Source organism: Rufibacter roseus (assembly GCF_001647285.1).
In the GTDB taxonomy this organism is placed as follows: Bacteria; Bacteroidota; Bacteroidia; order Cytophagales; family Hymenobacteraceae; genus Nibribacter; species Nibribacter roseus.
Map to the genome: position 1 here is coordinate 183,526 of NZ_LRML01000007.1, position 23,120 is coordinate 206,645.

37 protein-coding genes and 1 tRNA gene are annotated in these 23,120 nt (G+C 52.6%); 7 read left to right on the forward strand and 31 right to left on the reverse strand.

What is annotated here, in order from left to right; translation table 11 throughout:
- Nucleotide 1 precedes the first annotated feature (1 nt).
- From A8O23_RS12450 to A8O23_RS12520, 15 genes are all read right to left on the reverse strand, one after another.
- Nucleotides 2–1,015 carry a hypothetical protein gene (locus A8O23_RS12450; RefSeq protein WP_066621668.1) on the reverse strand — a complete coding sequence of 338 codons (1,014 nt, stop codon included), beginning with the start codon at nucleotides 1,013–1,015 and terminating at the stop codon, nucleotides 2–4.
- Between the two features lie 3 nt (nucleotides 1,016–1,018).
- Complete coding sequence (locus A8O23_RS12455; RefSeq protein ID WP_066621669.1) at nucleotides 1,019–2,083, reverse strand: hypothetical protein; 1,065 nt, start codon at nucleotides 2,081–2,083, stop codon at nucleotides 1,019–1,021.
- A gap of 8 nt (nucleotides 2,084–2,091) precedes the next feature.
- On the reverse strand, nucleotides 2,092–4,515 hold the full coding sequence (locus tag A8O23_RS12460; protein ID WP_066621673.1) for a hypothetical protein: 2,424 nt from the start codon (nucleotides 4,513–4,515) through the stop codon (nucleotides 2,092–2,094).
- A complete protein-coding gene (locus A8O23_RS12465) occupies nucleotides 4,515–6,722 on the reverse strand; it encodes a hypothetical protein (protein WP_066621675.1) in 2,208 nt (735 codons plus the stop codon). The genes A8O23_RS12460 and A8O23_RS12465 overlap by 1 nt, the downstream gene beginning before the upstream one ends.
- The gene (locus tag A8O23_RS12470) at nucleotides 6,719–7,057 is read right to left on the reverse strand and encodes a phage tail assembly chaperone (protein ID WP_153042183.1); all 339 of its coding nucleotides are present in this window, start codon (nucleotides 7,055–7,057) and stop codon (nucleotides 6,719–6,721) included. The genes A8O23_RS12465 and A8O23_RS12470 overlap by 4 nt, the downstream gene beginning before the upstream one ends.
- Before the next feature lie 20 nt (nucleotides 7,058–7,077).
- A complete protein-coding gene (locus tag A8O23_RS12475) occupies nucleotides 7,078–7,485 on the reverse strand; it encodes an SAM domain-containing protein (protein ID WP_066621678.1) in 408 nt (135 codons plus the stop codon).
- 4 nt (nucleotides 7,486–7,489) lie between these two features.
- The gene (locus A8O23_RS12480) at nucleotides 7,490–7,915 is read right to left on the reverse strand and encodes a phage tail tube protein (RefSeq protein WP_066621679.1); all 426 of its coding nucleotides are present in this window, start codon (nucleotides 7,913–7,915) and stop codon (nucleotides 7,490–7,492) included.
- Between the two features lie 12 nt (nucleotides 7,916–7,927).
- Nucleotides 7,928–8,224 (reverse strand): hypothetical protein, encoded by a 297-nt coding sequence (locus A8O23_RS12485; RefSeq protein ID WP_161486730.1) that lies wholly within the window; start codon nucleotides 8,222–8,224, stop codon nucleotides 7,928–7,930.
- A gap of 146 nt (nucleotides 8,225–8,370) precedes the next feature.
- Complete coding sequence (locus A8O23_RS12490) at nucleotides 8,371–8,721, reverse strand: HK97-gp10 family putative phage morphogenesis protein (protein WP_074988371.1); 351 nt, start codon at nucleotides 8,719–8,721, stop codon at nucleotides 8,371–8,373.
- On the reverse strand, nucleotides 8,721–9,044 hold the full coding sequence (locus A8O23_RS12495; RefSeq protein WP_066621682.1) for a head-tail adaptor protein: 324 nt from the start codon (nucleotides 9,042–9,044) through the stop codon (nucleotides 8,721–8,723). Before A8O23_RS12495 ends, A8O23_RS12490 begins: the two co-directional genes overlap by 1 nt.
- Nucleotides 9,044–9,661, reverse strand: a complete 618-nt coding sequence (locus A8O23_RS12500; protein ID WP_153042184.1) for a head-tail connector protein — start codon at nucleotides 9,659–9,661, stop codon at nucleotides 9,044–9,046. Before A8O23_RS12500 ends, A8O23_RS12495 begins: the two co-directional genes overlap by 1 nt.
- A complete protein-coding gene (locus A8O23_RS12505; RefSeq protein ID WP_066621685.1) occupies nucleotides 9,661–9,870 on the reverse strand; it encodes a hypothetical protein in 210 nt (69 codons plus the stop codon). Before A8O23_RS12505 ends, A8O23_RS12500 begins: the two co-directional genes overlap by 1 nt.
- On the reverse strand, nucleotides 9,867–10,070 hold the full coding sequence (locus A8O23_RS12510; RefSeq protein ID WP_066621687.1) for a hypothetical protein: 204 nt from the start codon (nucleotides 10,068–10,070) through the stop codon (nucleotides 9,867–9,869). Before A8O23_RS12510 ends, A8O23_RS12505 begins: the two co-directional genes overlap by 4 nt.
- Nucleotides 10,071–10,126: 56 nt before the next feature.
- Nucleotides 10,127–11,353 carry a phage major capsid protein gene (locus A8O23_RS12515; protein WP_066621689.1) on the reverse strand — a complete coding sequence of 409 codons (1,227 nt, stop codon included), beginning with the start codon at nucleotides 11,351–11,353 and terminating at the stop codon, nucleotides 10,127–10,129.
- 1 nt (nucleotide 11,354) lies between these two features.
- A complete protein-coding gene (locus A8O23_RS12520; RefSeq protein WP_066621691.1) occupies nucleotides 11,355–12,080 on the reverse strand; it encodes an HK97 family phage prohead protease in 726 nt (241 codons plus the stop codon).
- Between the two features lie 102 nt (nucleotides 12,081–12,182).
- Here A8O23_RS12520 and A8O23_RS12525 point away from each other — a divergent pair, with 102 nt between their 5' ends.
- The 7 genes from A8O23_RS12525 to A8O23_RS12550 all read left to right on the forward strand — a co-directional run bounded on the left by A8O23_RS12525 (nucleotide 12,183) and on the right by A8O23_RS12550 (nucleotide 14,256).
- Nucleotides 12,183–12,368, forward strand: a complete 186-nt coding sequence (locus tag A8O23_RS12525; RefSeq protein WP_153042185.1) for a hypothetical protein — start codon at nucleotides 12,183–12,185, stop codon at nucleotides 12,366–12,368.
- Complete coding sequence (locus A8O23_RS21595; protein WP_161486731.1) at nucleotides 12,365–12,505, forward strand: hypothetical protein; 141 nt, start codon at nucleotides 12,365–12,367, stop codon at nucleotides 12,503–12,505. The genes A8O23_RS12525 and A8O23_RS21595 overlap by 4 nt, the downstream gene beginning before the upstream one ends.
- Nucleotides 12,506–12,672: 167 nt before the next feature.
- Complete coding sequence (locus tag A8O23_RS12530) at nucleotides 12,673–12,855, forward strand: hypothetical protein (protein ID WP_066621696.1); 183 nt, start codon at nucleotides 12,673–12,675, stop codon at nucleotides 12,853–12,855.
- Entirely contained in the window at nucleotides 12,848–13,228 is a 381-nt protein-coding gene (locus A8O23_RS12535) for a hypothetical protein (RefSeq protein ID WP_066621698.1), read from the forward strand. Before A8O23_RS12530 ends, A8O23_RS12535 begins: the two co-directional genes overlap by 8 nt.
- Before the next feature lie 6 nt (nucleotides 13,229–13,234).
- Entirely contained in the window at nucleotides 13,235–13,513 is a 279-nt protein-coding gene (locus A8O23_RS12540; RefSeq protein WP_066621700.1) for a DUF6527 family protein, read from the forward strand.
- A 38-nt stretch (nucleotides 13,514–13,551) separates the two neighbouring features.
- Complete coding sequence (locus A8O23_RS12545) at nucleotides 13,552–13,812, forward strand: hypothetical protein (protein WP_066621702.1); 261 nt, start codon at nucleotides 13,552–13,554, stop codon at nucleotides 13,810–13,812.
- Nucleotides 13,813–13,869: 57 nt separating this feature from the next.
- Nucleotides 13,870–14,256, forward strand: a complete 387-nt coding sequence (locus A8O23_RS12550) for a LexA family protein (RefSeq protein ID WP_066621706.1) — start codon at nucleotides 13,870–13,872, stop codon at nucleotides 14,254–14,256.
- A gap of 128 nt (nucleotides 14,257–14,384) precedes the next feature.
- Here the strand turns inward: A8O23_RS12550 and A8O23_RS12555 are convergent, their stop codons facing one another.
- From A8O23_RS12555 to A8O23_RS21445, 16 genes are all read right to left on the reverse strand, one after another.
- Complete coding sequence (locus A8O23_RS12555; protein WP_153042186.1) at nucleotides 14,385–14,666, reverse strand: hypothetical protein; 282 nt, start codon at nucleotides 14,664–14,666, stop codon at nucleotides 14,385–14,387.
- An 83-nt stretch (nucleotides 14,667–14,749) separates the two neighbouring features.
- Nucleotides 14,750–15,505, reverse strand: coding sequence for a phage minor head protein (locus A8O23_RS12560; protein WP_066621710.1), 756 nt, complete (start codon nucleotides 15,503–15,505; stop codon nucleotides 14,750–14,752).
- Nucleotides 15,502–15,717, reverse strand: a complete 216-nt coding sequence (locus A8O23_RS12565) for a hypothetical protein (protein ID WP_066621712.1) — start codon at nucleotides 15,715–15,717, stop codon at nucleotides 15,502–15,504. Before A8O23_RS12565 ends, A8O23_RS12560 begins: the two co-directional genes overlap by 4 nt.
- A gap of 2 nt (nucleotides 15,718–15,719) precedes the next feature.
- Complete coding sequence (locus tag A8O23_RS21440; RefSeq protein ID WP_153042187.1) at nucleotides 15,720–15,920, reverse strand: hypothetical protein; 201 nt, start codon at nucleotides 15,918–15,920, stop codon at nucleotides 15,720–15,722.
- Nucleotides 15,921–15,929: 9 nt separating this feature from the next.
- Nucleotides 15,930–17,297, reverse strand: coding sequence for a phage portal protein (locus tag A8O23_RS12575; protein WP_066621716.1), 1,368 nt, complete (start codon nucleotides 17,295–17,297; stop codon nucleotides 15,930–15,932).
- Nucleotide 17,298: 1 nt separating this feature from the next.
- Complete coding sequence (locus A8O23_RS12580) at nucleotides 17,299–18,813, reverse strand: terminase large subunit (RefSeq protein WP_153042188.1); 1,515 nt, start codon at nucleotides 18,811–18,813, stop codon at nucleotides 17,299–17,301.
- Nucleotides 18,788–19,276, reverse strand: coding sequence for a terminase small subunit (locus A8O23_RS12585; protein WP_066621718.1), 489 nt, complete (start codon nucleotides 19,274–19,276; stop codon nucleotides 18,788–18,790). The genes A8O23_RS12580 and A8O23_RS12585 overlap by 26 nt, the downstream gene beginning before the upstream one ends.
- A 30-nt stretch (nucleotides 19,277–19,306) precedes the next feature.
- Nucleotides 19,307–19,612, reverse strand: a complete 306-nt coding sequence (locus A8O23_RS12590; RefSeq protein WP_066621719.1) for a hypothetical protein — start codon at nucleotides 19,610–19,612, stop codon at nucleotides 19,307–19,309.
- A gap of 490 nt (nucleotides 19,613–20,102) precedes the next feature.
- Nucleotides 20,103–20,175 (reverse strand) — tRNA-Met (locus tag A8O23_RS12600).
- Nucleotides 20,176–20,398: 223 nt separating this feature from the next.
- A complete protein-coding gene (locus tag A8O23_RS21600) occupies nucleotides 20,399–20,575 on the reverse strand; it encodes a hypothetical protein (RefSeq protein WP_161486732.1) in 177 nt (58 codons plus the stop codon).
- Between the two features lie 153 nt (nucleotides 20,576–20,728).
- Nucleotides 20,729–21,448: a DNA methyltransferase gene (locus A8O23_RS12605; RefSeq protein WP_066621723.1), complete on the reverse strand. Its 720-nt coding sequence runs from the start codon at nucleotides 21,446–21,448 to the stop codon at nucleotides 20,729–20,731.
- 108 nt (nucleotides 21,449–21,556) lie between these two features.
- A complete protein-coding gene (locus A8O23_RS12610; protein ID WP_153042189.1) occupies nucleotides 21,557–21,946 on the reverse strand; it encodes a hypothetical protein in 390 nt (129 codons plus the stop codon).
- A 56-nt stretch (nucleotides 21,947–22,002) separates the two neighbouring features.
- Entirely contained in the window at nucleotides 22,003–22,176 is a 174-nt protein-coding gene (locus A8O23_RS21605; protein ID WP_161486733.1) for a hypothetical protein, read from the reverse strand.
- Nucleotides 22,177–22,298: 122 nt separating this feature from the next.
- The gene (locus A8O23_RS12620; RefSeq protein ID WP_066621728.1) at nucleotides 22,299–22,715 is read right to left on the reverse strand and encodes a YopX family protein; all 417 of its coding nucleotides are present in this window, start codon (nucleotides 22,713–22,715) and stop codon (nucleotides 22,299–22,301) included.
- A 2-nt stretch (nucleotides 22,716–22,717) separates the two neighbouring features.
- Nucleotides 22,718–22,906, reverse strand: a complete 189-nt coding sequence (locus A8O23_RS12625; protein ID WP_153042190.1) for a hypothetical protein — start codon at nucleotides 22,904–22,906, stop codon at nucleotides 22,718–22,720.
- Between the two features lie 13 nt (nucleotides 22,907–22,919).
- On the reverse strand, nucleotides 22,920–23,102 hold the full coding sequence (locus A8O23_RS21445; RefSeq protein ID WP_153042191.1) for a hypothetical protein: 183 nt from the start codon (nucleotides 23,100–23,102) through the stop codon (nucleotides 22,920–22,922).
- Nucleotides 23,103–23,120 lie beyond the last annotated feature (18 nt).

Genomic DNA, 23,120 nt, shown 5'->3' on the forward strand with positions numbered 1-23,120 from the left:
TTTAGTAGAATAAGTTAATAACAGCGTTCGCGGTCACCGCGTAGGTGATCTCCAGTTTCTGCCCCTGTGCCATAGCTATGGCCAAAGAGGACGCTAGGCCTGCCGAGTCAAAGCTCATCGTTCCCGAGTTCAGCGCCGCACCGTCCGCCTCCTTCAGCACCCATGAGGCGGAGGCCACGGTGGAGACCCTTCTGATGGCTTTGTAGATAGTCAGGTCATTGGGGGCGGTGAAGGTATAGGTCTGCGCGGAGGTGCTGAAACCGCACACCCCATCGTATGGGCACCATACCGTGTTGGTGGCAAGGTCAACTTCAGTCGCAGTGTAATTTATCAGCGAGCCGTGGTTCTGCCCTGAGCCGAGGTCTGTCAGCTTGAGGCCGGCATTGTCGTGGAAACCCCATAACCCTGCGTTCAGGCTGGGGTTGTAGCGGTTGTTGCTGATCTGCCCGATCTCATTAGGCAGCAGCTTGCGCGAAAAGAAGGACGAAGGCCCCAGAAAGCCGCCGAAGGGGTTGCTTCCGTTCTCCGCCGCCCCCAGCGTAAAGCGGGCGGTGTTGTCGCAGTTAGCGTCCGCCCAAGGCAGCGTGCCGCTTCCCACCGTGCCCCTCGCCCCGTTCGAGTACACCTCGTAGCTCGACATCTGAAGGTTCCCCTCGTTTCCGCCGCCAACGCGCTGCCCGATGGCCACCGTCCACTGAAGGGGCGAGAAGCTGCCGACTGCCACGTAGGCATTGTTGTCCTTCACGAAACCGAAGCGCAACTGGCTGTTCTGTACTGCGAAGTTGTAGCGCGTGGCGTAGCCCGCGGCGCTGGTGCCCTTGCCCGAGAGTAGCCGCGTGCTGGTGTCTGTGGCGATCTTGTAAAAATGCAAAACCAGCGCCATGTCGCCCACCCCAACGTTATAGCGCGTGTTGAAGGGAATGTCCACTCGGTCATTAGCCTGGTCGAACCACAGGCAGTACCGGGTGGGGATCAGAATACCGCTTGGCATGGCCTTTATGATGTAACGCCCCATGGTCTACAGTTTAACAGCCCTTAATATGGCCTTTGCGAAATCCTTCCCCTGCGCGAGCGGCGGGATTGTGATATGCACCTCATACACCGCCCCTTCCGCCAGGGCCGCGATGTCGGCGTTGATGTCCGTGAGCGTGGTGCGCGCCGCGCCCAGCGTTTCATTGGAGGGCGTGAAAAGCGCGTAGCTGAACCCTGTGCAGTTGCGGATGTTGGTCACGCTCTCTATCACCACTTTACCAACAAAAGCCACCTCGCAGGTGAGGTCAAACTGGTTGTAATCCAATTGTGGCGTATAGATGTTGTCCACATAGGTCTTAACCCCACCAGATTCTACAGGGTTGGTGCTGGCGGCAGTCGGCGCGCTGTCGAAGGTGAGGGTGTTCTGCTTACCCCCTAGCGCATTCGTCACAAAGCTCCAGATACCGCTGGACTTCACGCCGTTCTGCCCCGTCTGCGTTACGTTTTCCTGCAGCTCAGCCGAAGGAGGCGGGACTACCGCCCCGTCACTGCGCACCACGAACTGGCTGATGTACTTCTCTGTGGTGTCTGAGAGCGTAGGCGCAACGGCTGGTGCCGTGGTGGCGGCTGTGTCGCCTAATTTCAGGGTGGAGTAAGGCGCGGCTGGGTCTGCGAAGTTCAGTATAACGAACACCCTGTAGTGGAAACCGTCTGCCGGATACACGAATGTAGGAGTAGCCTGCGTCACATTCCGCTCTGTGCCGTTTACCGTTGGGGTAAAAGCTGATATTATGGCTGTTCCACCACTAACGCTCACCGTAGGCGGCGTTGACCACACCACGCCCTGCTGAGCCGTTGACTCGGTGGGCGGAGGGTTGGTGCTAAGGCTTGCGTATTTCTGGTCTAGGTCGGTGCCCTTGTACTTGAGCGTGCCGGTGAAGTCGTTTACGCCGGTCCATGTATTGGCGGAGGCGAAGAAGTTGAAAACAGTGTCCACTAAGTTTGTGAACACAGTGCGCAGGTCTGCCGCCGTGGTCTTGCTGGGGGTCCCACCGCTTTTGACGTTGCCTGAAATATCGCTCTCCAGCTGTGTCTTGTTTCTAATTGCCATATTTTATATTAATAGAAGTCTGCTTCCTCAAAGTCCGCAAGTTCAAAATCAAACAACTCATCTACCGGCTCCACAGGCGTGGTGTCCTCCTGCTCATAGTATTGGCATTGGTAAGTTCCCTTCACCACGTCCCACGAGATGCTGATGGGCAGAAAGGTCTTGGGCAGCACCGTGTCCTGCATGACCGCGTCAAAGGAAATATCACCCTTGATGTCGCAGGCGAGCTTCAGGTGTGGCCGCTCGGAGTGCCTGAGCATCTTCCGCAGCAAGAGCACCTGTATGCTCTCCGTCTGCCCGTCAGGCCCCGTCCACATGCTGGTGGAGTCCTCGGAGACATAGATGGCGTTGGCGTAGACACCCGGCTTCGTGTCCCCGTGCCGGATCTGCAGCGGGTCGGCCTTCAGGCTGATGTCGGGGGAGTTCTGCCCCACGACCATCTCATCCTCGAAGTCGGTGCTGTAAGGGTCAAAGTCCCCGTACTCCACCCTTATGCTCTCGTACTCAATGACCGCCTCCTTTATCAGGTTCGCGTCCGCCGTGGCGATAGGTGCGTAAATGCGTAATACCAAGGGACCGTCCGCTGGAGGGTTCTCGAAATAGCGCACGCTCTCCTGCATGGAGGTGTCACGCGCATAGACGCCATACTGGATAAACGCCTCCTGCTGCGCCCAGCTCTGGCTGGAGGTGGCGTAGAAGTTTCCTATCCTAAGTGAGTAGCGCAGCATATAGTAGCCGTCCTCAGGGGGCGGTGTGCTCCCCACGTCAGGCAAAGGGGCTTTGAACTTAAGGCTCACCCTGATCGGCGCAATGCTGGTAATGGCCGCGTTGGTGCTGAACAGAATGGGCGGCGACTCGATGTAGGGGTTGACAGGCATACCGTCCAGGCGGTCAGGGAACAAGAGAAGGTTCTCCTTCCCCCTGCTACCCGTCCGGCCCGTGTAGGCCTGCAGGTTCCAGCCGACCGGCACGTAGTTACCCGTCGGCATGGAGCCCTCCGGAAAGTCGCCGTACTTGATGAAATTGAAGTTCCCGCCGTAGTCGAACTCAATACTCTGCTCACGGTACACCGGCAGCACGTTTAGGTACTGGCTGTTGTTGATGAATATAGGAAAGCCCTCCGTAGGGGTATTGATCGTTACGGTGCTCTGGTGAGCCTCCACGTTTATTAAAGTGCCCGCGCTGGAGAACAGGCGGCGCTCAAAGGTCTTGCCCATCTGCTCTACATCGTACACATGCCACGCGCCCTGCATCTGGAAGATCCTCGCCCCGTAGGGCTGCAGGATTCCCGCCAGCGCCTCGTAGCAGTCGATGCTCTTCTTGCCGTCCATGGCGTAGCGGTTATTGATCTGAGACTGCAGGAAAGGCTCAATGGCTGTGTCCATCTGCTCAGAGTAGTAGTTCACCCCCAGGTACATCGGCAGGTCTATCTCCAACTGGTAGAGACAGAATCGGATGGCCTCCATGGTGGTGATGAACATCGGGAACATGGGCGCCCCGCTGGGTTTGAAGTCGAAGTTCTTCAGATCCTCGAGCCCGTCTGTGGCCGTCAGGTTGATCGGGTAGGTGCCGCTCAGGTAAGGCTGCTCATAGAACTGGGGCAGAAGGAAACCAATAAACAGCAGGCCCTTGGTGTCGCTCACGATCTCGAGCTTGTGCTTTCGGTCCGTGGCTGTGTAGAGCCTGAAGTACTGGAAACTTTCCCTAGCCATCAGGCTCACCTGGCACTGCAGGGGCTTGATGCCCTCGTAGCGGTCATCATCCTGCCCGTTCATACTGATACGCACGGCCTCGCCGCCCAATACCTCCAAGGGGATCACCTCCCCCGTATAGTCTTTCTCGTAGATGTTCAGCGTGATCTGCCCCGCGAAGGCGCTCCCGAAGGAGTGCGTGTACAGTAGCCCGTACTCCCGCTTGATGGCGAACAGGAAATAGCTCTCGCAGACGGGGTTGTCTTTGTCGCGCGCGTAGGCTAAGTATACCCCGGGGGCTGGCCTCGGGAAACTGCCCGTCTCCTGCACCGTGTCGAATGAGTCAAGGCTGTACTCCACCACCCCCGCGGCACCCGTCACTGTTATAGTGATCTCAGTGGCTCCCACCGCCACGTCCGTGATGCGGATGGAGCAGGCGGGCGCTGGGTCAACCGGGATGTCGCAGGCGACGGTGTAGACCTCCTCCAGGCTCTCCGCCCCTGAGTCCAGGTGCTTGGCGTAGATGTGCCAGTCCGTGTCCTTTAGCCCCGTGAAGATAACGCTCTCGCTCCCGAAGATATCCTGGAACAGCTCAATGCCCGGCTCCTCCCCGTCCTCCGTGATGGTGGGCAAGGTGTAGGCGTAGACGCGGATGGTGCCCGTGAGCGTGGTGTTGACCGACACCACGAAGCGACCGCCGCCGTTGATACAGGTCTGGGTGACGTTAAGGGTTATCTGCGCCATTAGCCTGTCCTCCTCCCCTGCTCCTGAGACCTCTGGTAGGAAATGACTATGTCATTGCCCGATAGGCGTGTCTCACCCTGTATGTTCAGTGCCGCCCCTGCTGATGAGTAGGAGCCAGAGCGGCTGGTGGGCGTGGAGTAAGAAGACCGTGGGCTGCCGCCGGTGGCCGGCTTGCTTCCCCCTGCCCCAGCGAACGCCATCAGAGCGACACCCGCAACGATTGCCGCAGGGCCCATGGGGTTTGCCAGAATAGTCTGCGCCACCCCCCATTTCAGCATATACTCCCCGAACACCTTCGCCATTTGCTTCAGTCCCTGCTCCAGGGCGTTGATGCCTGCTGACATGCCGCCAGAGAGACCAGCCGCAAGCGCACCACCCAAGGTGTCCGTAAGCATGGTGGTGCCCATCATCAATGCATCTTGCATTAGGTTTACATCTTCATACTGTTCTCTAAGGTCTACCTTAAACTTATCCCATCCCTCCCAGTCTACCTGAGGGGCAGGGATGATATCAGCCGTCTGCGGCTTGAATTCTTCTTGGTTTTTCTTGAAGCCCTCGGTGGTGGGCATGACATTCTGGAACAGGTCAGTAGAGGCCAATGCCTCTGTGGAAAGGGCAAGGCTGTCAAGATAGGCCTTAAACTCCTGCACCGCCGCAGATCCCGGTTTGAAGCCTGCGTTAATAAGGCTCTTTATGCCAGACTCCAACACGCTTCTTTTCCCCTCCACATAGTCGTGGCTGTCACCGAAAGCCTTATAGTACTGCTCGTTCAGGGCGAGCTGCTTATGCAGATCCTGCAACGCCTGCTGCTGTTTGCGCTGGGCGTCGCCCAACTCCAGGTACTTCTTGATTTCCTGCTCTTTGGCGTATATCTGCTCGTTTATGGCCTCTATTCGCCCAGAGCCCAGTGCATTTAATTGAATGTCTTGTAAATCTGCAAGCTCTTTTTTAAGCCGTGCAAGCGTACCGATCTGCTTATCTACCGAACCGGCTGCGGCCTTCCCCACTGATGCATAAGCCGCTTCGATAGCTGCAATCTGACCTTGAATAAGCGATACTTCAGAGGCCAATGTGGATTCTGCCCCTTTTCTGGAACTATATTTTACCCCTGACTGATCGGCTAATTCACCGATTTTATTTAGAATACCTCCGCTTTCTTCTCTGAACTTCTCCAGATTAGATAAGGCAATTCTCTGTTTGGTTTCTAAATCTTTTATAAGCGCATCGGCTTGTGACTTCAAAGCTGTCTCTACATCCCCTCCTGATGCTTTTGTTTGCTCAGCCAAAGCTTTGAAATCTGCTGCAACCTTAGACGAATACTCGCTAACCCCTCTTGCGGACATTTTTTGCCCAAGCTGGTCAGTAGTGGCAATTAGGGCAGTCACCCCCTTTACCATTTCATCTAAGAAGCTGATGGTCGATGAGAATACCCCACTTTGTTGACTCCCAATAGTCAAAAACATTTGGTCGAAGGAGTCGCCAAGGTTTGATATTTTGCCTGTCAAAGTTTCGCTTATAGCCGCCATGGAGCCGCTAACGCCTTCCACGTCACCCAAGCCCATCACATACTCCTTAATGGCAGCGTCTGTCTTGGCTACCTCAGTGGTGACGCCCTTAAAGGTGAAGGCTACCTTGTCGCCCTGTGAGGAGGCAGTGATCCCGAACTCCTTCAGCCGCTCAAACTCGCCGGTCATAGCATCCAAAAGACCCTCGGTGAGCTGGTCAAAGTCCTTACCCGTGGAGGCCGCAAGGTCGCCTAGCTTGATGATCTCCTGCGAGGTGGGCTGTATGCCCCTGTTGGCCAGCTTCACGTAGCTTTCAGTGAGCTGGTCAACCGCGAAAGGGGTTTTCGCGGCTATATCTTGGATCATAAGCATGGCGTTCTGCGCCGCGCTCTGCGATCCGAGGGTATTGGTGAGCACCGCCTCCATTTTCTGGAATTTGGCGGTGGTGTCCAGAATATTCTTACCTAAGGAGAGAACAGCGTCAATGGTAAAGGCCGCGGCTATCACCCCGCCGACCCCCTTTGCCACGTTCCCCATGGAGGTGAAGCCCTTTGAGGAATCAGCCGTACCCTTCTGCATCCGGTTGGAGGCGCGGTCTACGTTATCCCCTAGGTCATCAACACCGGAAGCTGCACGCTTCAGCCCTTTGTCCAGTTCGGACAGCTCGGCGGATATCTTTACGTTCAGCTCTGCAACATTCATTCCTTTATGGGCTTCTGGAAAATGATCTCCCTTCCTAGTTTCTTGCTTATTCTCTGCCTGAAGGCCTCTATTTCCTCCGCTGTTGTGGCTTTGGGCTTGCCGTCAAGCTCTGGCAGCGGGTAAAGGCTCTTTGCCTGAAGCGGCCTCTTGGGTGCCCCGAGGCTGGTGTTCACCATCATGGTGGCTAGGTAGCGGGTGTGCTCATGCTCATACTGCCGCCTTATCTGCCACCCCTCGTACATCTCCCAGAACTCCTGCCACGTCAACTCCCAAAGCTCCCATGGCTTCAGTTCCAGCACCCCGAAGCCAAGCCTCCTAACCGCATCCCAGGTCAACTCCTCGGCGCTTTCCTCCTCTACTTTGGGTTGTCGTTTGGGCGTGGGGCTTCCTCCTTTTTAACTATTAGGTGCAGGATGTTGCGCCATGCCAAACTATCGGTCTCCATCAGCTCCAGCATGTCGCCAACGTCCTCCATGGAGAGGGTGAATTCCTTTTTGGAAACCCTGTGCCCCTCTTTCAGGGCTGAGTACAATAGGTGCCTTAGGGTGTCCGGTGTGACCTTCTGCTCTGAGAAACGGTTGGCGTATTTGGGTTTACCCTCTTCGTCCTTCTCGCCTGTCGGGTAGAAGGCGAATAGGTCATTATAGCCCTTCAGGTCGCACTTTTCCAGCTCACAGAAGATCTGTGTCTGGTTCAATGAGAAGCGGACGGGGTACTCTACCCCGTCCACTGTGATATGCCCGAATCCTCTCTGCGTGTTCATAGGCTTACCCTACAGGAACAACTGCTGCTTTCACCAATGGCCCGGTGCCACGAAGGCTAGAAGACCAGGTCTGCGCGTCGGTTGATGAGTAGCTTAAACTAAGGCTAGACATGAATGCCTGCCCGGTGTAGGTGAATGAGCCTATTTGCCACTGTACCTCCACAATCCCGCCTGTATCAAACAGGTCAAAGGCATCATGGAAGGTATGGTTAGTGGCTGCGTCTGCATCCGTGGCCTCCCTGAGAAGGGAATCCACGCTCATATTCCAAGATTTGCGACCCTCTGAAGACTCCGACCACCCACCTGAGGCGGCACAGACCGCGTCCAGCTCCTCCTTTGACATCTCTAAGCTTCCGGATTGGGCGCAGCCAACAACGATGCCGTCTTTTGTGATGATCACGTCTTGCGCGTTAAGTACATTAACTGCCATTTTCTTATTCTTTTAAGTTGTTACTGTTTCAAATACCAAATCCCTGAACCTGAGCAGCCGCCTGATGATCACGTGCGAGCCGTTGCTCTCGTTCAGCGTGTTGCTGCTCTCCAGGTAGTGCCTGTTCACCTCAAAGCCGCCCAAATCATTGGTGGGCCTTGCGTTCAGGGCACTCAAAGCCTCGATCACCTGCGAGGCGATATGGTTCACCTCGCTAGTCCTGGCTAAGTTCCCCTGCGCCTGCCACACGATATCCGCCAGAATGGTGCAGTCCGAGCTTGGGCAGTTGCCCGTGCGAGCGTCCCCCACCGTCTGCTGGCTCAGGAAGATATAGGGCCTGTCCGCCGTACTTGGCACGAAGTCCGCGTAGACCGCTAAGTAGTCCGTCCCGTTCACAGAGATCGCTCCTGTCAAAAGGGATAGGTACTTGTCGCGTAGTGCCTGCTGCGGGTCTTTCATGTCGTGCTCAGTATCTTCTTCAGGTTGGCTATAAACTGCTGCCGGTTCTTCTCTGCCGCCGGGAATAGGAAAGGCTGCGCGTTCTGGTGTCTGGTGCCGAACTCCACATGCACGGCGTACTCCACATTCGTGCCCACTGTCCGGTTGAACTGCCCGTACTCATGCCTCACGATGGAGCTCCTGAGCCTTCCGGTGTCTTCCGGCGTGTTCCTTTTGGCGTCTGACTCAATCATCAATGCCGTGCGGTCCAGCTCGTTCACCACCCCGCCTATTACCTCCAGCCTGAACTTGCCTAGCTGCTTAATAGCTTTGTCAAGGTTGGGTATGGTTAGCTTTATCTTTGCCATTACTTCACCACAGCCCCCGTTATCAGCAGTACCTCACCCCTCGCGTCTTTCTCCACCACGCTGTGGATGGTGATGGTCATCCCGTTCCACACCACCAGCATCTTCTCCGTTATCTCCAAGGGGGCCGGGTTCCTTACCTCTACCTCAAAGGGCTTTCCGTTCAGAATCTGCCCCGCGTTCAACGCCCTACTACCGGTCAATGGCGTAACCTTTGCCCACATCTCAATCACCAGCTCCCTCACGCCCTCCGTGTTGCCGTTGCCGGCCACGGTGACCGTGTCTCTGTAAATGCCTATCCGGTGCCTGTGCTCCCCTGTCCGCATCAGAACATCACTTTAGGCTTGTGCAAGTCCAGCAGCTGCTTCGCGCCCAAGGGGAGGTTGGCTATGATGGTGCCTATCACCGTGTTCTCGCGGTTGTTGTACAGCTCCAGCACCGTCTTCAGGATTGCCTGCTTGATGTCAGTGGGAAGCGACTCAGGGGCGAAACCCGCCGTGTACTCAATGGTGTACTCCATAGCCTGGTAAGCCGCCCCAAAGCCGCCGTAGTCTTCCCCGTAGGTGTTGTTCACAGACATGCCCTTCTGGTATTCCGCCCAATAGCTGGTAGAGGTAAACTGCGCCACATCCACTGCCTCCCCGTTGTCGTCCGTTACCGCCGTGATGGTCTGGTTAGGGCCGTAGGGCAGCGACTTGGCACCTCTGTAGTCCTCATAGGCAACAGTTGCCTTCAGAGACTTAGGCCCGAATGACAAGCCCGAGTACTTCTCGCACCATTGCCTGGCGGAAGTGATGAGCATAGCCACGATTTCCCCCTCTGAGGTCAGCGCCCGCGCCTCTCCCTCACCCGAGTACATCGGGGCGGGCAGCTTGCACCAATCGGCGGCAAGCTGCACGGATACGGGTTCCGCTGTAAGGTCTGTGACTACTTCAACTTCCACTACTTGGTGTCTTTGGCGGTTTTATCCTCTTTGGTTTTGCGTTTCGCTCCCGGCTTACTTTCTTTTTTGGCAGGGGCTTCTTCTGTGGAGACATAGCCTAGTGCGCTGAGTTCTGCATGGCGTTCAGGGGTAAGCGTCACCTTGTCCCCCGCCGTGTGAACCTTGCGCGTGTGCTTGTCTCTATAGGAGGTCAGGACGATGGCTTTCATTTCTTCTTGCGTTTGGTGGTCTTAGCCGCCGTCATATCCGAGCCTTGCTTAGGCTCCTCAGGCGCCGTCTCCTCGTCCACTATCTCCACCAATCCAGCCTTCTCCAAGTCTTTTGCCACATCGGCTGCGATACTTCTCTCCTTTCCGGCCTCAATGGTTCCGTAGTACCCGGCAATGGTCTTCAGTGCTTTTACTTTCATAGCTTTGATGATTTAGGGAAGGCCTCTTATGCAGAGGCCTTCCCGTTAAGAATCAATTAAGCAGCGGCTAGGGCTGCTTTGGCGGCTGTGAAGGTGCCTGTCACGAAAGACGCAGGGCGGATGTTAGCAAGCGCCAGACGCTCCTCGATCACGATAGTGACCATGTTGCGGATGGCGTTGTCTCTGTCCTGGTCGTAGAAGCGCACGTTCAGCGCCTGACGGTCAAACAGCTCTGCCCCGTTGCGGAAGTCACCCACCAGGAACGAGCCGGCAGTTACCGAGTCAGACACGATGATAGGCAGACCCCAGATTCTAGGGATGCTGTTCTCGTTGGTGAAGTTGCTGTACAGGTAGGCACCTTGGGTGTCTTTGGCCATCTCAAGGATTGCCACATCCACAGGGTTCAGCATTACCGCAGAGGCGGCGTAGCGGCCTACTCTGATCTGCGCCATCACAGCACGGATCACGTCCACGTTGTTGGCGTTCGCCACTGTACCCATGCCTGCGGGGCGGGCAAAGGCGGATGCGTCTAAGGTGATACCTCTCAGGTTTTGGCCAGTGCCGTCCCCGTAAAGGATCTGTGCGTCTTCCACCAGGCGAAGGTCTTCGGCTCCACGGGTGGTGATGTAGTTCGTGATGTAAGGCACATCCTCAATCATCTCCTCAGAGATGCGGATATGGCCTGCGATCTTCTTCACGTTGGTGGTCTGGTAGCTCAGGTCGTAGTCAACCTGCGGCTTCAGAGCGCCTTCCGCCACTGTAGTGAAAGAGCCTTCCCCGCCGTTCTCACGCACGTAGGCGATAACAGGTGAAGTGGTAGGGCGCACGGTCAGGAAGTCCCGCACGTGGTTGAAATAAGCCTGACGGTTGATGATACCCGGCTGCAAAGAAGGCTGAAGCACACCGGCACCGAGGTTCACCCCAGTGGTCATGTCACCAACTGCCTTGCGGTCAAACTCCAGCTCAAACGGGCTTTTAGTTGACAACTTGCCTTTGTTGGCCTCCAGCTCCTTGGCTACCAGGTCACCGAATGACTCGGGTCTGTTGTTGCCGAAGCCGCCGGACTTCTTGATTTGGGTCTGCAGAGCGTCAAACTGCTCCTGAGTCTGCTTCTGCACCAGTTCGGTGTGAGCATCCAAAGCGTTCTTCAGCTCGGTTTTAAGGGCTGCGTCAATAGCCTTGCCCTTCTCCTCGATGGCCAGCTTCGCCTGCTCATTGCCTTTCTCAACCATTTGGTTGATGTCAGAGGCTAATTTTTTGATTTCTTCTAATTGATCCGCCATTTTAGTAGGTCAGTTTTAGTTCTTTTCTGAATAATTGAAGTAGTTCGGCATTCTTCTTAGCCTCGGCGGTTGGGTGGTCAGTGACCGGCGCAACGGTGAGCGTTTCTTTGATTGCCTGTTTTATCTGATTCTGCTCTATCTGGAGCAGCTCAAATGTCTCGTCTGAGTAATTGCCACCCGTAAGGGCTTTGCATAGCTTATCGAAGCGGGCAAACACCTTCTCCATGTGGTCAGGGTTGGCCGCTAACTGGCTCTTAATATCTGTGATGGGTGTGAACGGGTTAGCGCCCCAAGCCTGTAGGCTGGAGCCTTCCCAAAGGAGTATCTCCGTGATCTCGTTATAGTCACCCTGCTGCTGTTCCCGAATGGTCTTGAAACCCACGGAGTGCTCGGTGATGATGCCGTCCTGTATCATGGCCAGCGCATCTTTGCCGAGTGTGTGGCTGCCCAGCTGCGACACGTAGCGCAAGCCTGTCGCGTCCTCTTCCAACTCCAGCAGTTTGCCTATGGCTTTGGTGGTGTTGTGGTCTAAGAGGTGCTTGATGCGGGGCTGTGAGGATTTGGGGCCGCGTTCAGTGATGGTTTTGGCGTATGCCCCCTTGCGGATAACATCGCCGTCTGAATCGGGAATATCAAAGGCCGAGAAATAGCCGGTCACAATGCCTTTGGCCGTGTCCACGTCCTTAAAACTCAGGCTGGTGCTTTTGGTGAGGTAGTGATTCAGCATTACGGCGAATTTTGCTATTACTTACTAACAAAAGTGCAAAAAGGCTTTGCTTAAATCTATACTTTACGTATATTCATGTATAAATATGACACACATATATTTATGGAAAGCAAAGAGCCAAGATTACCAACATTAAGCGTGGCGGCGGAACTTAAAAAAGCAATGGAGGAAAGGCGGAAGGCATTAGGGTTTGCAACGCTATCGGATTACCGTAGGCACCTGTACAGGCAGGACGCTATCAAGAATGGAGGCTTCCCGTTTGCAGTCAACCTAGACGACAAGCCATGACGCACATACAGCCTGAGCCCTACCTCGTCTGGTATTGGTTTGAGAACAGCCAGCAGTGGGCGCTGGTGAACGTGCTCAGGAAAAAGCAGGTGGCGAGCATGCGCATAAAAAAGCCCCGACAAAACGAGGCAAAGTAGACGAAACGAATACGGGTTTAGCTTATCTATTTATCAGAGAGCTAGATATGTTCATAAGTAATGTTAATAAACCAAGTTACCCACATTTACACGGATGCTTATCGGGGGTGGGATAGGTATTTATACTGTTTCCGCTATATAAAGTTTAACTGAAAGGAGAAAGTGAAATGAGTAAATCTAAAATCAACCGAAAGCTTTCTATGGCCATGAGCCACATTCAAGATATTCTGTTTATGGACGTTACGCCAGGAGACAAGGCGGAACTGTCCCTTTTGTTTGACAAGATCAATGCAATGCGAGATAGATTGGTTTTCTCAGAACCTGTCCAGAAAGGAGCGCGCCATGATTGAGGCTAGGGAGTTGCGCAATAGTTCAAGGGTGGTTTATAAGGATGTGCTGTTTCAAGTGGCAGGATTAAACTTCCTTGATGATGAAGTAAATCTAATTGGTGCAAATAGCCCGGTTTATCTTGATGTTGATGTAAAGGATTTAGACCCCATTCCACTTACCGTAGACTGGCTGCTACGGGCGGGGTTTGAAAAGACGGAAGACGGCTTTCAGCTGCCCAACAGGAAAAACGTTTACCGGAAGCATATACAAGGCTACTGGTCTGTTTATTGGGATACCAACCTAGACAAGAGGCTAGCGAAACTTACCTATGTACACCAGTTGCAGAACTACATATTTGCTACCACAGGCGAGGAACTGCAATTCAAAGACTAACCAAAGATGAAAACTATAAAACAGGTAGCCATAGAGCCGGTATTTGTAGAGTATGTGCCTGAGAGCATGGAAGAAGGTAAGCTGTATATCTCTAAGGAATTTGGCACTGCTTTGCATAAATGCCTCTGTGGGTGCGGCAACGAAACGGTAACACCTTTAGGGAAAGGAGGCTGGCAATTGACAGAAAAAGGATCTAACGTTTCGTTACACCCTTCCATAGGGAACTATGGCTTCCCGTGCCAGTCACACTATATCATAACCAACAACAAGGCCAACTTTGTCTAACTAACCAAACCTCTGGCAGCGGTGCTGCTGATTGAGATATGTACGCACACGAAGCATTAACACTTGCCAAACAAGCTAAGGTATTGGCAGACAGAAAGCGAGACGAAGAGGTAAAGGGAATCTATGACCAAATCTCTAAAGTAGCCCTCAAAGGCGAAATGCAACTAACCATTTACAGGCACTTGCCGCCTCACATTATTATCAAGCTGAAGGAAAATGGTTTTGAGGTAAAAGTACAGTCGCACATGAATGAAAGCGATACAGTTATCAGTTGGGACGATTACCCTAAAGAGGGATAGCCTAACCCGTTTCCGCCCTCCTTTTCTCAAACCCGTGCGAATCCGTACCTTTGCCCCATGCAGTACCTGAACGACCACGGAAGCGAGACCATAGACCTGAACAGCTACGCCACTGAGAACGAGGCCTCCCGCTTCCACGTCTTCATGGACAGCAACGCCATGAGCGGCGCGGGTATCGTCAAAGGCGACCTGCTGCTAATTGACAGGGACGTGACACCCGAAAGCGGAATGTTGGTGCTGGCCTTCACCACGGAGTGGCTGATGAGGCGCTACGAGGTGCGTGACGGCAAAGGGTGGCTACTGGCTGAACCGATGGCAGGCGAACCCGTACCTCTCAGTGACGGGCAGATATGGGGCGTTGTTATGGGGGTGCACAGAAACTTGGTATGGAAAAGAAAGACCGCAGGCACTGGCAACACGAGCACTACTGGTGGGAGAAGGTGAAAAGCACCGTAATAGCGGGTAGCGTTATCGCCTTGGCCATGCTCCTTCTGCTGAAGGGGAAAGAGGCTTGGGAGTGGGTGGTGGATTGGTTTAAATGATAAAGCCCCACGGTTAGGCGGGGCTTTAGCTTATTTCTTTCTAGCTATCCTCATTCTCTGAGATAAAGGTTGATGCTCCGGTTGTGGATTTTGGATTTCTAAACCCAAGTCTTTTCTAATTTCTACATACAATTCATCAAGCTCTTTTATTGACTTCGCTTGATAAACGTGCTCCATTCTATATCCATTAGCCCCGTCATATACTATTGTAAGAGTAAGGTCATGTTCACTACGAACCACTCCATGGATTTCTTTTTGTGCAATAGTTTGCCTAATTGGAGAGTCTTCAGGGTACGGTAATTCTAAAAACATAACTTTTATGGATTTGGTGTAAACAAAGATAGAAGTTATACCCGCTCTTACAACAAGCGCACAAAAGATGTTGATATCATAAATCACTTAGGCACATAAACCTGTGTGCAGCGACACATAACGAGTTCTGATGCTGGTGCGCCGTGCGTCCCGTCCCCTGGGTGCTCCAACTCTGCCCCGTTCACCTTAAACAGCCCCTCTAGGTCTACTGTCTGGCCATCAACGGCAATGTGGCTCTCACGCGTGCGGCTGTCCCTTGTGCTGAGCCACTCTTTATTCAGCTTCAGACCCGTGCTCTGAGCACCCAACAGGCTGCCGCGGTTGCTGCTTGACACGATCTCCGTGCGTGCAATGACCGTTGCCCTCTGCTTATTGATGCCGTTGAACTCATCTATCATCAACTTGGCGGTATTGGGTATGCTCAACCCCTCCTTTGCCGCCTCTTCCAGTACTGAGCGCACCTTCTTGAGGGTGGTTTCCGTGATAGCCTTTATCCTGTCCCCTGCCTTCTCCAGCGCGAAACGGCGCATGAACCTAATCCACACGCTCTCCTCGGCATCGGCTTTGGTCAGGTAGTCGCTTTCGTGGCTCTTCAGGCTTCCGTACTGCTCTTTGGCGAAGTGCACCCCCACCATGACGTACAGTTCTGTGATAGCCTCCTGAATGGGCTTTTCTGATATGGCTTTCTCTGCGTCTTTCCCCTGCTCTATGGCCACGATCACGGGTGCTATCTGCTTGTTAAGGGCTTGCAGTATCAGTCTCTGACCGCGTGCGTCAAAGGCTGCGCGCCTTCGGTCTACTGATTTCCAGAGAAAGGCTTTTTGGGCTTCAGTTTTCATTGGTCTTTCGGGGCGTTTTCCAAGATCAAGTGCGCTAATTTTATTGCTTCGGCTATAGGCAAAACACCGCTCCCCAAGAACTGCCACCCCTGTTTATCCTTTCCAAAATAGAAGCCTAATGAAAAGCCCTTATCCTGCCCACACTCCCACTCTGCAGACTCAGAAACCTTTAAAACACCCGCGCCCGTTACTTTAAATTCTTTATAATCCATTGCTAATTCCTTTGGTGTTTATACCTCTTTGGCTTGCCGATCAGCACCGGCTTGCCCCTGTAAAACTCTTCAATGTGCATCACCCCCTTGGTGAGCCCTATCACGTCTCTGTGGTGCAGGTAGATGCCGAAGCCTACGCTCAGGTGCCCCGGTCGCACGTCCTTGGTGCTGTAGGGTAGGTACTCAAAGGGGTCGAATGTCATGCGGTTATGTTATGTGTAATCGGATATGCCTTTCTCTTTCAGTCGTTTTACCTCTTCCTCAATGTCGGTGGCACGGGTAAAGTCAGAAGGATCAGTGACCGGCACCATGTTCATAGGCACCATGTACACGCCCTTCCACTTAGGGTCAACTGTTTCTCCCAATATCTCCTGCTTGCGGTCCACTGATACCCACCACGCGGCGTTCAGCATCTCCGCCTGCGCCTTCTTGTCCTCCTGAAGGATTGAAATACCGGAGGTGTCCAGCTCCACATAAGTGTTTCCGGACGGGTCGTAATACATAGGGAGCCAACGGTTGAAATCGGCTATCACGCTCTGCAGCTCGGGAATGATGCAGTCCGTGTACAGCATCTTCTTCGCCTCCAGCTTGTTGGAGAAGGTGGTGCCCTCCCCCCCGTTGTTCAGTACCTGGCTCGGGAACTTGAACACGTTGCAGAGTTTGTCAAACGTCCATTTTTCGGATTCTATCAAATCCAGGTCAACAGGGCTTAACCCCATCGGCACCCACTTAACAGAGCCTCCGGTCATTGGTATCGCGCCGGCGTTATGGCTTCCCATGTACTTCTGCCGGAACCGTTTTTCCAAGTTGGTTGCCTGAGTTTCCGTGAACTCGTCTCCGTCTCTTGCCAATACACCTTTGGGGCCCATGTTCTTGAAGCTGGTGCCCTGTGCGGTGGCGATCTCACCGGCTATGGCCATACGCTTGGCGGCTGCACGTAGCTTGCTCAGCCCGTACATATCGCCGAACTCCTCCACGTCAGGGTTGAAGTACTTGGAGTGCAGCACGTCCTCAGGCTTGAAGTCTTCTTTGGAGTAGTTGGTATAGGAAAGCTTATAGCCGCCGACGGGGTTAATGGCGTTACCAAACACGATCTTGGTGCGGTTGGCGGGCAGAACGTACATTTCCTTTGCCTTGCCCTTATTAGCCCCCACCTCTAACCGTGGCGCCCATAGGTAAGTATTGCCGTTAAGCAGCTTATACCCTAGAAGGGCCTCCACTATCTGCTCTCTGCCTTGGTGCGGGTTGGGGTTGTCTATGAGGTGTTGAAGGGGGCCGTTCTCTGCCTTTGCGGAGCCGTCAGGCTGCCTTACCATCACGCGCCATGGGATTGGCGATGCGGTGGTGATGATGTAGTTGACTATACTGTAAATATCGTCAATAGTTACATACGCCTTGCTGCTTTTTGCTGAGTCATAGGCCGGCACCATTAACTGTCCTTTGTTATGGAACTGGTAAAGCGCCTCGTTCAGCTGCTGGACCGTTACCGAGGTATTACCCAAGGCCTTTACCGCCATCGGCAGGTCGTAGCTCAGAAGAGCGGCTTGGTATAGTGTTTTAGTGCGTTCTAGGAAGTTCATGTTACCAGTTGTTGTTGGGTTTGTTGTTGCTGTAAACAGTATTCACCACGTACCTAATCGGGTCCAGCGCGTGGTTGTTACGGTCGTAAATCTCGTTGGTAGATACGCCGTTCATCATTATGTACTCGTAGCTGTTGCGCTCCTGCCACAGGTTGGCTGAATTCACCTCTACATATACCTCATGCTCATTCAGGTACTCCACCCCTGCGTTGATGCTGCCTGGTGGCTTGTGCGCGCCAACAATGTTCAGTCCCGCAAGTTTATAGAACTCACCCTCATGCGTTTTGAAGATATAGGCTGTAAGGTTCGGGAAGTCGCGCTTGTCGTTTGGCTCCACTCTGCAGATGGTTTCCGCCTGCAGGTCTGCTATGGTCTTGGGCTCTGCGCTGTCGCCTACTATCAGAGACTTCAGGTTGCGGCCAGTGCTAAGGAAGTAGTTGAGCGTGCGCTTCTTGATGGCGTTATTGGTCAACCCCTTCTCATAGAACACCTCCTTTGTGAATATCTTGAGGTTCTGCTTCATCACCTCCACCAGGGTGCTAGGGTCATTGGTAAAGCCAAAGTCCATGCCGTAGGTGGGTTGCAGGTCTGGCATAGCCTGTATCTGCCTCCAGTTCGGGTACACCAACGCCTCTAGGCTTGGTTTCGGGTCTTGCTGGTAAAGGCTGTTGAACGTGATGGGGTTACTCTCTTTAATGGCTAATAGCCTCTCTAAGGAGTGCTTTTCAGGGAATAGCGCCTCTCCTACCTCGCGTTGGTCATAATCGGTCTTAGGCCCTGTTTTGATGCCTTCGAAGTTCACTATCTGCCAGTCTTTGTCACGCTTCAGCACCTTCCCCACCAGATCGCTAGGGTCCCAACGCGTCATAATGATCAGCTGCTGGCTATCGTTGTGAAGGCGTGTCTCGAATACGTCCGTGTACCAGTCCCAAACGCTTTCCCTCACGGTGATGGATTTGGCTTCTTTCCGATCCTTCAACGGGTCATCAATGATGCCAATGTCCACAGGCGTGGAGGTAAGGGAACCGCCCACACCCACGGTCTTCACAAAGCCGCCATGCCCTACCGTCTCGAATATCTCACTGTTGCGCAGGAAGGAACCTTGCGCAGAGCTCACCACGTTGGATTCATTCAGAACGGTGTCGGGGAATATCTTGTGGTAAGAGTCATTATCAATGATGCGCTGTATGTCGCGGTTGAACTTCTCTGCCACGGTGGCTGAATACGAGCAGATAGCAATCTTAAGCTTAGGGTTACGGCCTAGTAGATAGGCTGGGAAGCGGCGGGTGGTAAGCTCACTCTTGCCGTGTTGTGGCGGCATAGTAACGATTAGCTTCTTTATCTCGCCCCTGGCGAAGGCGTCCAACTTCTTGCAGAGTTCATGATTGAAGGGCTTCACCACGTAGTCGGGCTTGGTATAAAGCACAAAGGCCTGCATGTTAGTGCGGGCCTGTCTACGCGCCAATAACTCGGCTGCGGCTTGTGCTGGGCTAACCCTCGGCGGCGATTCTTGCAAGGTCTTCGTCACTTAGCTCCTTTGGATTAGTTATGATACCTCCACTATGCTCTACTTGCTGCTTATCGTTCCATCCCATGTTCTTCAGTGCGAAAATGGCACCTGTAGGGCTTTGGGCGTGAAGGGCTTTCTCATAGCCGTTCTCAACTCTTGTTCTGGCCTTTTTTATCATGAAAGAAAACTCAATTTTCTCTTCATAGTCATTAAGGCTTTGCCTGTCTGCGAATCCTAAAAACAACGCTAAACCTGTGATAGTGGCCGGCTCAGGCTCCCTATTCCAGATTAAGATATATTGCGTTGCGCCGGTCTTAGAGTTAATTGTCTCCCGCTCCTCTTTTAGATCGCCTTTGATGTATTCAAAGTATTCATCTATTTTCGATTGCAACTCCTTTGGTGAAGCAAAAATAGGAGGCCTCCCCCCTTCATTTCCAACTGCGTTCTTGTTCTTCTTCGGTGCTGCCATCTCAACTACTGCTTACTGTGGGGTTGGGGGTTAGGCCGCTTTATCGCGCTTCATAATAACCTTCACATACTTAACCTCATGGTCAGGATTCTCGCCCTCAAACTGAAACTTATCATTATAGGCATCCACACACGCCTCAAGGTCTAAGAACTCCCTCTCGTCATTATCAATAAAGAAATAGCTCTTGCTTTTCGTGATGCCTGTGCCGCATGGGGTTCTGTTTGATATTTGCTCCCATTGAATACCTAGTTCATCGTTTCTGTACAATGAATGGTGTTGCCGCTTCAATGCCATTGAACTTACAAACTGAAACTTCACATCATCTGGGTGTATCATACCTCATTCATTACGCTCGGCAGGGGCAGCGATGCGCCACCCCGTCCTGAGCAAACCTAAACTATAAAATAGCGCCGCTGCACAATCCGCTTGCCTCTGGAGTTTACTTTACCTTTCGCATTATGAATTGTCAAGCTTAGCTGAACACATTTATGCTGATTAACCAAAGGGGCGGTATCGCGACCTATGCGGCGCATGCTGTTCCGGAGCCTTCTGCTTCCGGTTTTGACGTCGGGCAGGAGTCGAACCTGCTCTTGGGTTGGGTCTACCTAATGGCGACTACCTCACCTGTGCACCGCTACACTATCCGCCGAACCTCTTCTCAGCAAGGCTTCTCCCTGCTGTTAGTGGCCAAGAGTAGAACGAACCACCCTTGGCCTAATCTGCTTTTTACAGCCGTCTCGCTTGCATTGGTGCACCAACCGGATAGCTAGTCCGTTGCATTGAAGACGCTGGAGGTCGCTCTCACTTCGTCCACGTTTAAAAAGTGTTGCGCGGGGTAGATTCGAACTACCGACCTCTAGCTTATGAGGCTAGCGAGCTGACCACTGCTCTACCGCACGATGTTACAGGCTCTTACCCGACCTGCTTAGGTTGAATTAACGCTTTAACCAACAGCTAGTAATTACGTAAATATTACCGAATTATACAACAACTTTAACGTTTTCTTTGCCCGTGGATTTCCAACTCAGCCGCCGCCTGTTCCTTTCCCTCCGCAGAGCCCGCCAGAGGTTATTGGCTAGGCTTGCGGTGAGAGGGGGTATGGCGTTTTAAGCTTTCATTTAGTCACATCTGGTTTTCTGCGTCTTCCTCTTGTTTGCAGCTGGCGCATAGAGGCTCTTGGTCGTGGATCATTGTGGCGGGCAGATCACAATAGGTACAGAGTTCCTGCTCTGGTTCACTGCCGGAGCTCCAATAGTCTGCTGCCTGCTTATCTAGCCATTCATCATGCGAGTATCTCATATCATTAGTTAATCTCTGTTACAATTACCGCAATAGCAGTTCCAGCAGTGGTGCCCCTTGCACTTTGGGCACACCTCCATGTTTTCTACTGGCAGCTTTAAATCACACCAGTTGCAGACGTATGTTTTTAGCTTCTTAATCATTTGATTTTATTTATACTAAGAGAGGTAGCGGCTGTGTGGCACTCTCAAATTCAGCTACTGCGTTGTTGAAATATTCCTCATCAATATCGCAGCCCACGTACTCGCCACCCAATTCAGGATTAAGGAAAAAGAACGCCTCTATGGCAGAATTTCCAGAACCAAAACCAGTATCAAGTACTTTAAAATTGGGTTTGCAAAAACGCTCATACATCCATTTATAGAGTGCCCTTGGTTTCTGGGTCGGGTGCCTGCGCTTCTCGTTCAGCTTCTTATTCCCCTGCATCACGTGGCCTTCTCTGATGCTTTTGCCCTGCCTCATTCCAGCCCACATGAAGCGGAAAATTCTAATGCCCATATCAAAGGAAGTCCAGGCTAATTCGCAATCTGCTTGGTCACTTAACCCATTCACTTTATCCCAAATAACCCAACCTGCAGAAGGGGGCAGTTTGTCAGAAAAGTAATTTCCTCCCCAGATAATTTGATGCTTACTTACTCTTTGCAGTTCATCAAAGTAGGCTTGTGGTGGCGGTTCCCTATCCCATTGCTTAGGAGTGAATTTGGTTGCTGTTGCAAGTGAGCCTCTGGAGTGGTTGCTTTTTCCGTCTTCACCAATTCCATATTCAGGATCAACAAAAGCAATGTTGAAGTACTTGTCTGGATAGCGTGCCATAAGCGCCATTCTATCTAAATGCAGCATCTGAATGTGCTGAGGCGGTTTGGCTGTACTCATAGTATCATTACTTTTTCGTTACACACTTTTTCTATTTCCAATTTCCGCCTTTGCGGCGGCGCCTGCCCGTTTTCTGATGGGTTTGGCAACCATTTTATCGCCACACTTTTACCGCCCTATTACAAGCATTCCGGCGTCTCTTTTGTGGCTTTCCGTTTTCTTCGTTTTAAGCCCCGTCAGGCTCTCGAAATACTCAGGTGTTACCTTCGTGTTGGTGGGCGGTTTAAGTTCAAAGGAGAGGCCTAGATACTCGCAGAATCGCTGCCATTCCTTGCTGGCTCCCTTCACCGAACCCACGCCCTGGTCTTTGCGGCTGCTGTTCTGGTGGGCGAAGAACCGGTTGCCCTTCACCAGCCTTGCGTCCTCGATGATGACGTGCACCTCCTCGCCTTTTCTCTCCCTTGCCTGCACGAAGTGGTCAAGGTATTGCATGGCCTCGTACATACCGGTGAACTGGTGTAGCTTTAGCTGTTTTTCCCTTGAGTGCCAGATACCCATTCCAGTGGTGGAGCCGGGGTCTATTCCGATGTAGATCATCTCTCTTTCGTTACTGGTCAAACAAACATTGCTTTCTCTACCCGTTCTGCCTGCTCCCTCTCCATGCGTGCCCTGTAGAGCTCGATGTGGCGCAATACCTTCCTTGCTACCACGTGCATCATGGCGGCACCCGCGATAATGGCGATTTGGCGGGCTCTGTGGCGACGTAAGGCCTCCGATAAGGGAAACACCTTACCCGAGTGCGGCGAGCGGTACAGGGGCGGCTCTGGTATCCTGAAACCGCATAGTCTGGTGTATCGGTCTACCTGCTGCCATCCGCAGGCGATCAGGGGCAGGGCGAGGGCTGGGGTTTTCATAATAGCAGATCAGGATGTTGGTATATATTGCCGATTACTTCATCGTCTTGTTCAAGAAACACAGGATGTGGAATATGGTTAGCACCTGAAGGAATCATAATCTTAACATAGAAGCCCATCATGGCATTAAATTCACCAAACACCACTTGACCTCGATTACCATTAACAAATTGCACCATATCCCCCTCGTAAACCTCTACACCATTCTTATCGTGCAGACCAGTGAATTGCATCAAGTGCCAATCCTTGCGGAATTCTTTTGATGTACTCCTTTCATATAGCCCATATTCAGCTAGATATTTCACCTCACCTTCTGCGGATATGTAGAAGTTTTCTTCATCGGTATATTCTGGTAGATACATTTGGCGCTCATGCTCTGCCCACGCTCTAAATTTTATCTCTCTTGTTTTCATATCTATTCACTTATCCGTGCGGTTGAGTTGGGTTTCAGGGGGATGGACGGCGTGTGCGTCTTGGGCTTCTGCTGCATCTGGAGCCAGTGGCCGTAGTCGGTTTTCGGCAGGTAGTTCGGGTAGTTGGCCGCTATCAGCGTGGCGTCACGCTGCTCTGCCGCCGTGAGGCCTAGGGTCAGTTGTGGGTTCATGGTCTTCTTTTGGTTATTGATAATTGCGTTCGCACCAGGCAATCAGTCCCATGCTTGCGCAGAAGAAAGCACCTGCAAAAATTAACTTCACGTCCACCTCTCCGCTTTGGAAGTATTGCACTCCAATAGTGATAGATGTAAGGGCAAGGGAAATCCAATTCAGTTTCTTTGCTAAGCTGTATCCTTTAATTTCCATATCTATGCTGCTTTATTT

Coding starts and splice junctions, on each gene's coding strand:
- A8O23_RS12450 (WP_066621668.1), bottom strand. CDS start 1,015: ATGGGGCGTTACATCATAAAGGCCATGCCAAGCGGTATTCTGATCCCC.
- A8O23_RS12455 (WP_066621669.1), bottom strand. CDS start 2,083: ATGGCAATTAGAAACAAGACACAGCTGGAGAGCGATATTTCAGGCAAC.
- A8O23_RS12460 (WP_066621673.1), bottom strand. CDS start 4,515: ATGGCGCAGATAACCCTTAACGTCACCCAGACCTGTATCAACGGCGGC.
- A8O23_RS12465 (WP_066621675.1), bottom strand. CDS start 6,722: ATGAATGTTGCAGAGCTGAACGTAAAGATATCCGCCGAGCTGTCCGAA.
- A8O23_RS12475 (WP_066621678.1), bottom strand. CDS start 7,485: ATGAACACGCAGAGAGGATTCGGGCATATCACAGTGGACGGGGTAGAG.
- A8O23_RS12480 (WP_066621679.1), bottom strand. CDS start 7,915: ATGGCAGTTAATGTACTTAACGCGCAAGACGTGATCATCACAAAAGAC.
- A8O23_RS12490 (WP_074988371.1), bottom strand. CDS start 8,721: ATGGCAAAGATAAAGCTAACCATACCCAACCTTGACAAAGCTATTAAG.
- A8O23_RS12495 (WP_066621682.1), bottom strand. CDS start 9,044: ATGCGGACAGGGGAGCACAGGCACCGGATAGGCATTTACAGAGACACG.
- A8O23_RS12505 (WP_066621685.1), bottom strand. CDS start 9,870: ATGAAAGCCATCGTCCTGACCTCCTATAGAGACAAGCACACGCGCAAG.
- A8O23_RS12510 (WP_066621687.1), bottom strand. CDS start 10,070: ATGAAAGTAAAAGCACTGAAGACCATTGCCGGGTACTACGGAACCATT.
- A8O23_RS12515 (WP_066621689.1), bottom strand. CDS start 11,353: ATGGCGGATCAATTAGAAGAAATCAAAAAATTAGCCTCTGACATCAAC.
- A8O23_RS12520 (WP_066621691.1), bottom strand. CDS start 12,080: ATGCTGAATCACTACCTCACCAAAAGCACCAGCCTGAGTTTTAAGGAC.
- A8O23_RS12525 (WP_153042185.1), top strand. CDS start 12,183: ATGGAAAGCAAAGAGCCAAGATTACCAACATTAAGCGTGGCGGCGGAA.
- A8O23_RS21595 (WP_161486731.1), top strand. CDS start 12,365: ATGACGCACATACAGCCTGAGCCCTACCTCGTCTGGTATTGGTTTGAG.
- A8O23_RS12530 (WP_066621696.1), top strand. CDS start 12,673: ATGAGTAAATCTAAAATCAACCGAAAGCTTTCTATGGCCATGAGCCAC.
- A8O23_RS12535 (WP_066621698.1), top strand. CDS start 12,848: ATGATTGAGGCTAGGGAGTTGCGCAATAGTTCAAGGGTGGTTTATAAG.
- A8O23_RS12540 (WP_066621700.1), top strand. CDS start 13,235: ATGAAAACTATAAAACAGGTAGCCATAGAGCCGGTATTTGTAGAGTAT.
- A8O23_RS12545 (WP_066621702.1), top strand. CDS start 13,552: ATGTACGCACACGAAGCATTAACACTTGCCAAACAAGCTAAGGTATTG.
- A8O23_RS12550 (WP_066621706.1), top strand. CDS start 13,870: ATGCAGTACCTGAACGACCACGGAAGCGAGACCATAGACCTGAACAGC.
- A8O23_RS12555 (WP_153042186.1), bottom strand. CDS start 14,666: ATGTTTTTAGAATTACCGTACCCTGAAGACTCTCCAATTAGGCAAACT.
- A8O23_RS12560 (WP_066621710.1), bottom strand. CDS start 15,505: ATGAAAACTGAAGCCCAAAAAGCCTTTCTCTGGAAATCAGTAGACCGA.
- A8O23_RS12565 (WP_066621712.1), bottom strand. CDS start 15,717: ATGGATTATAAAGAATTTAAAGTAACGGGCGCGGGTGTTTTAAAGGTT.
- A8O23_RS21440 (WP_153042187.1), bottom strand. CDS start 15,920: ATGACATTCGACCCCTTTGAGTACCTACCCTACAGCACCAAGGACGTG.
- A8O23_RS12575 (WP_066621716.1), bottom strand. CDS start 17,297: ATGAACTTCCTAGAACGCACTAAAACACTATACCAAGCCGCTCTTCTG.
- A8O23_RS12585 (WP_066621718.1), bottom strand. CDS start 19,276: ATGGCAGCACCGAAGAAGAACAAGAACGCAGTTGGAAATGAAGGGGGG.
- A8O23_RS12590 (WP_066621719.1), bottom strand. CDS start 19,612: ATGATACACCCAGATGATGTGAAGTTTCAGTTTGTAAGTTCAATGGCA.
- A8O23_RS21600 (WP_161486732.1), bottom strand. CDS start 20,575: ATGAGATACTCGCATGATGAATGGCTAGATAAGCAGGCAGCAGACTAT.
- A8O23_RS12605 (WP_066621723.1), bottom strand. CDS start 21,448: ATGAGTACAGCCAAACCGCCTCAGCACATTCAGATGCTGCATTTAGAT.
- A8O23_RS12610 (WP_153042189.1), bottom strand. CDS start 21,946: ATGGGTATCTGGCACTCAAGGGAAAAACAGCTAAAGCTACACCAGTTC.
- A8O23_RS12620 (WP_066621728.1), bottom strand. CDS start 22,715: ATGAAAACAAGAGAGATAAAATTTAGAGCGTGGGCAGAGCATGAGCGC.
- A8O23_RS12625 (WP_153042190.1), bottom strand. CDS start 22,906: ATGAACCCACAACTGACCCTAGGCCTCACGGCGGCAGAGCAGCGTGAC.
- A8O23_RS21445 (WP_153042191.1), bottom strand. CDS start 23,102: ATGGAAATTAAAGGATACAGCTTAGCAAAGAAACTGAATTGGATTTCC.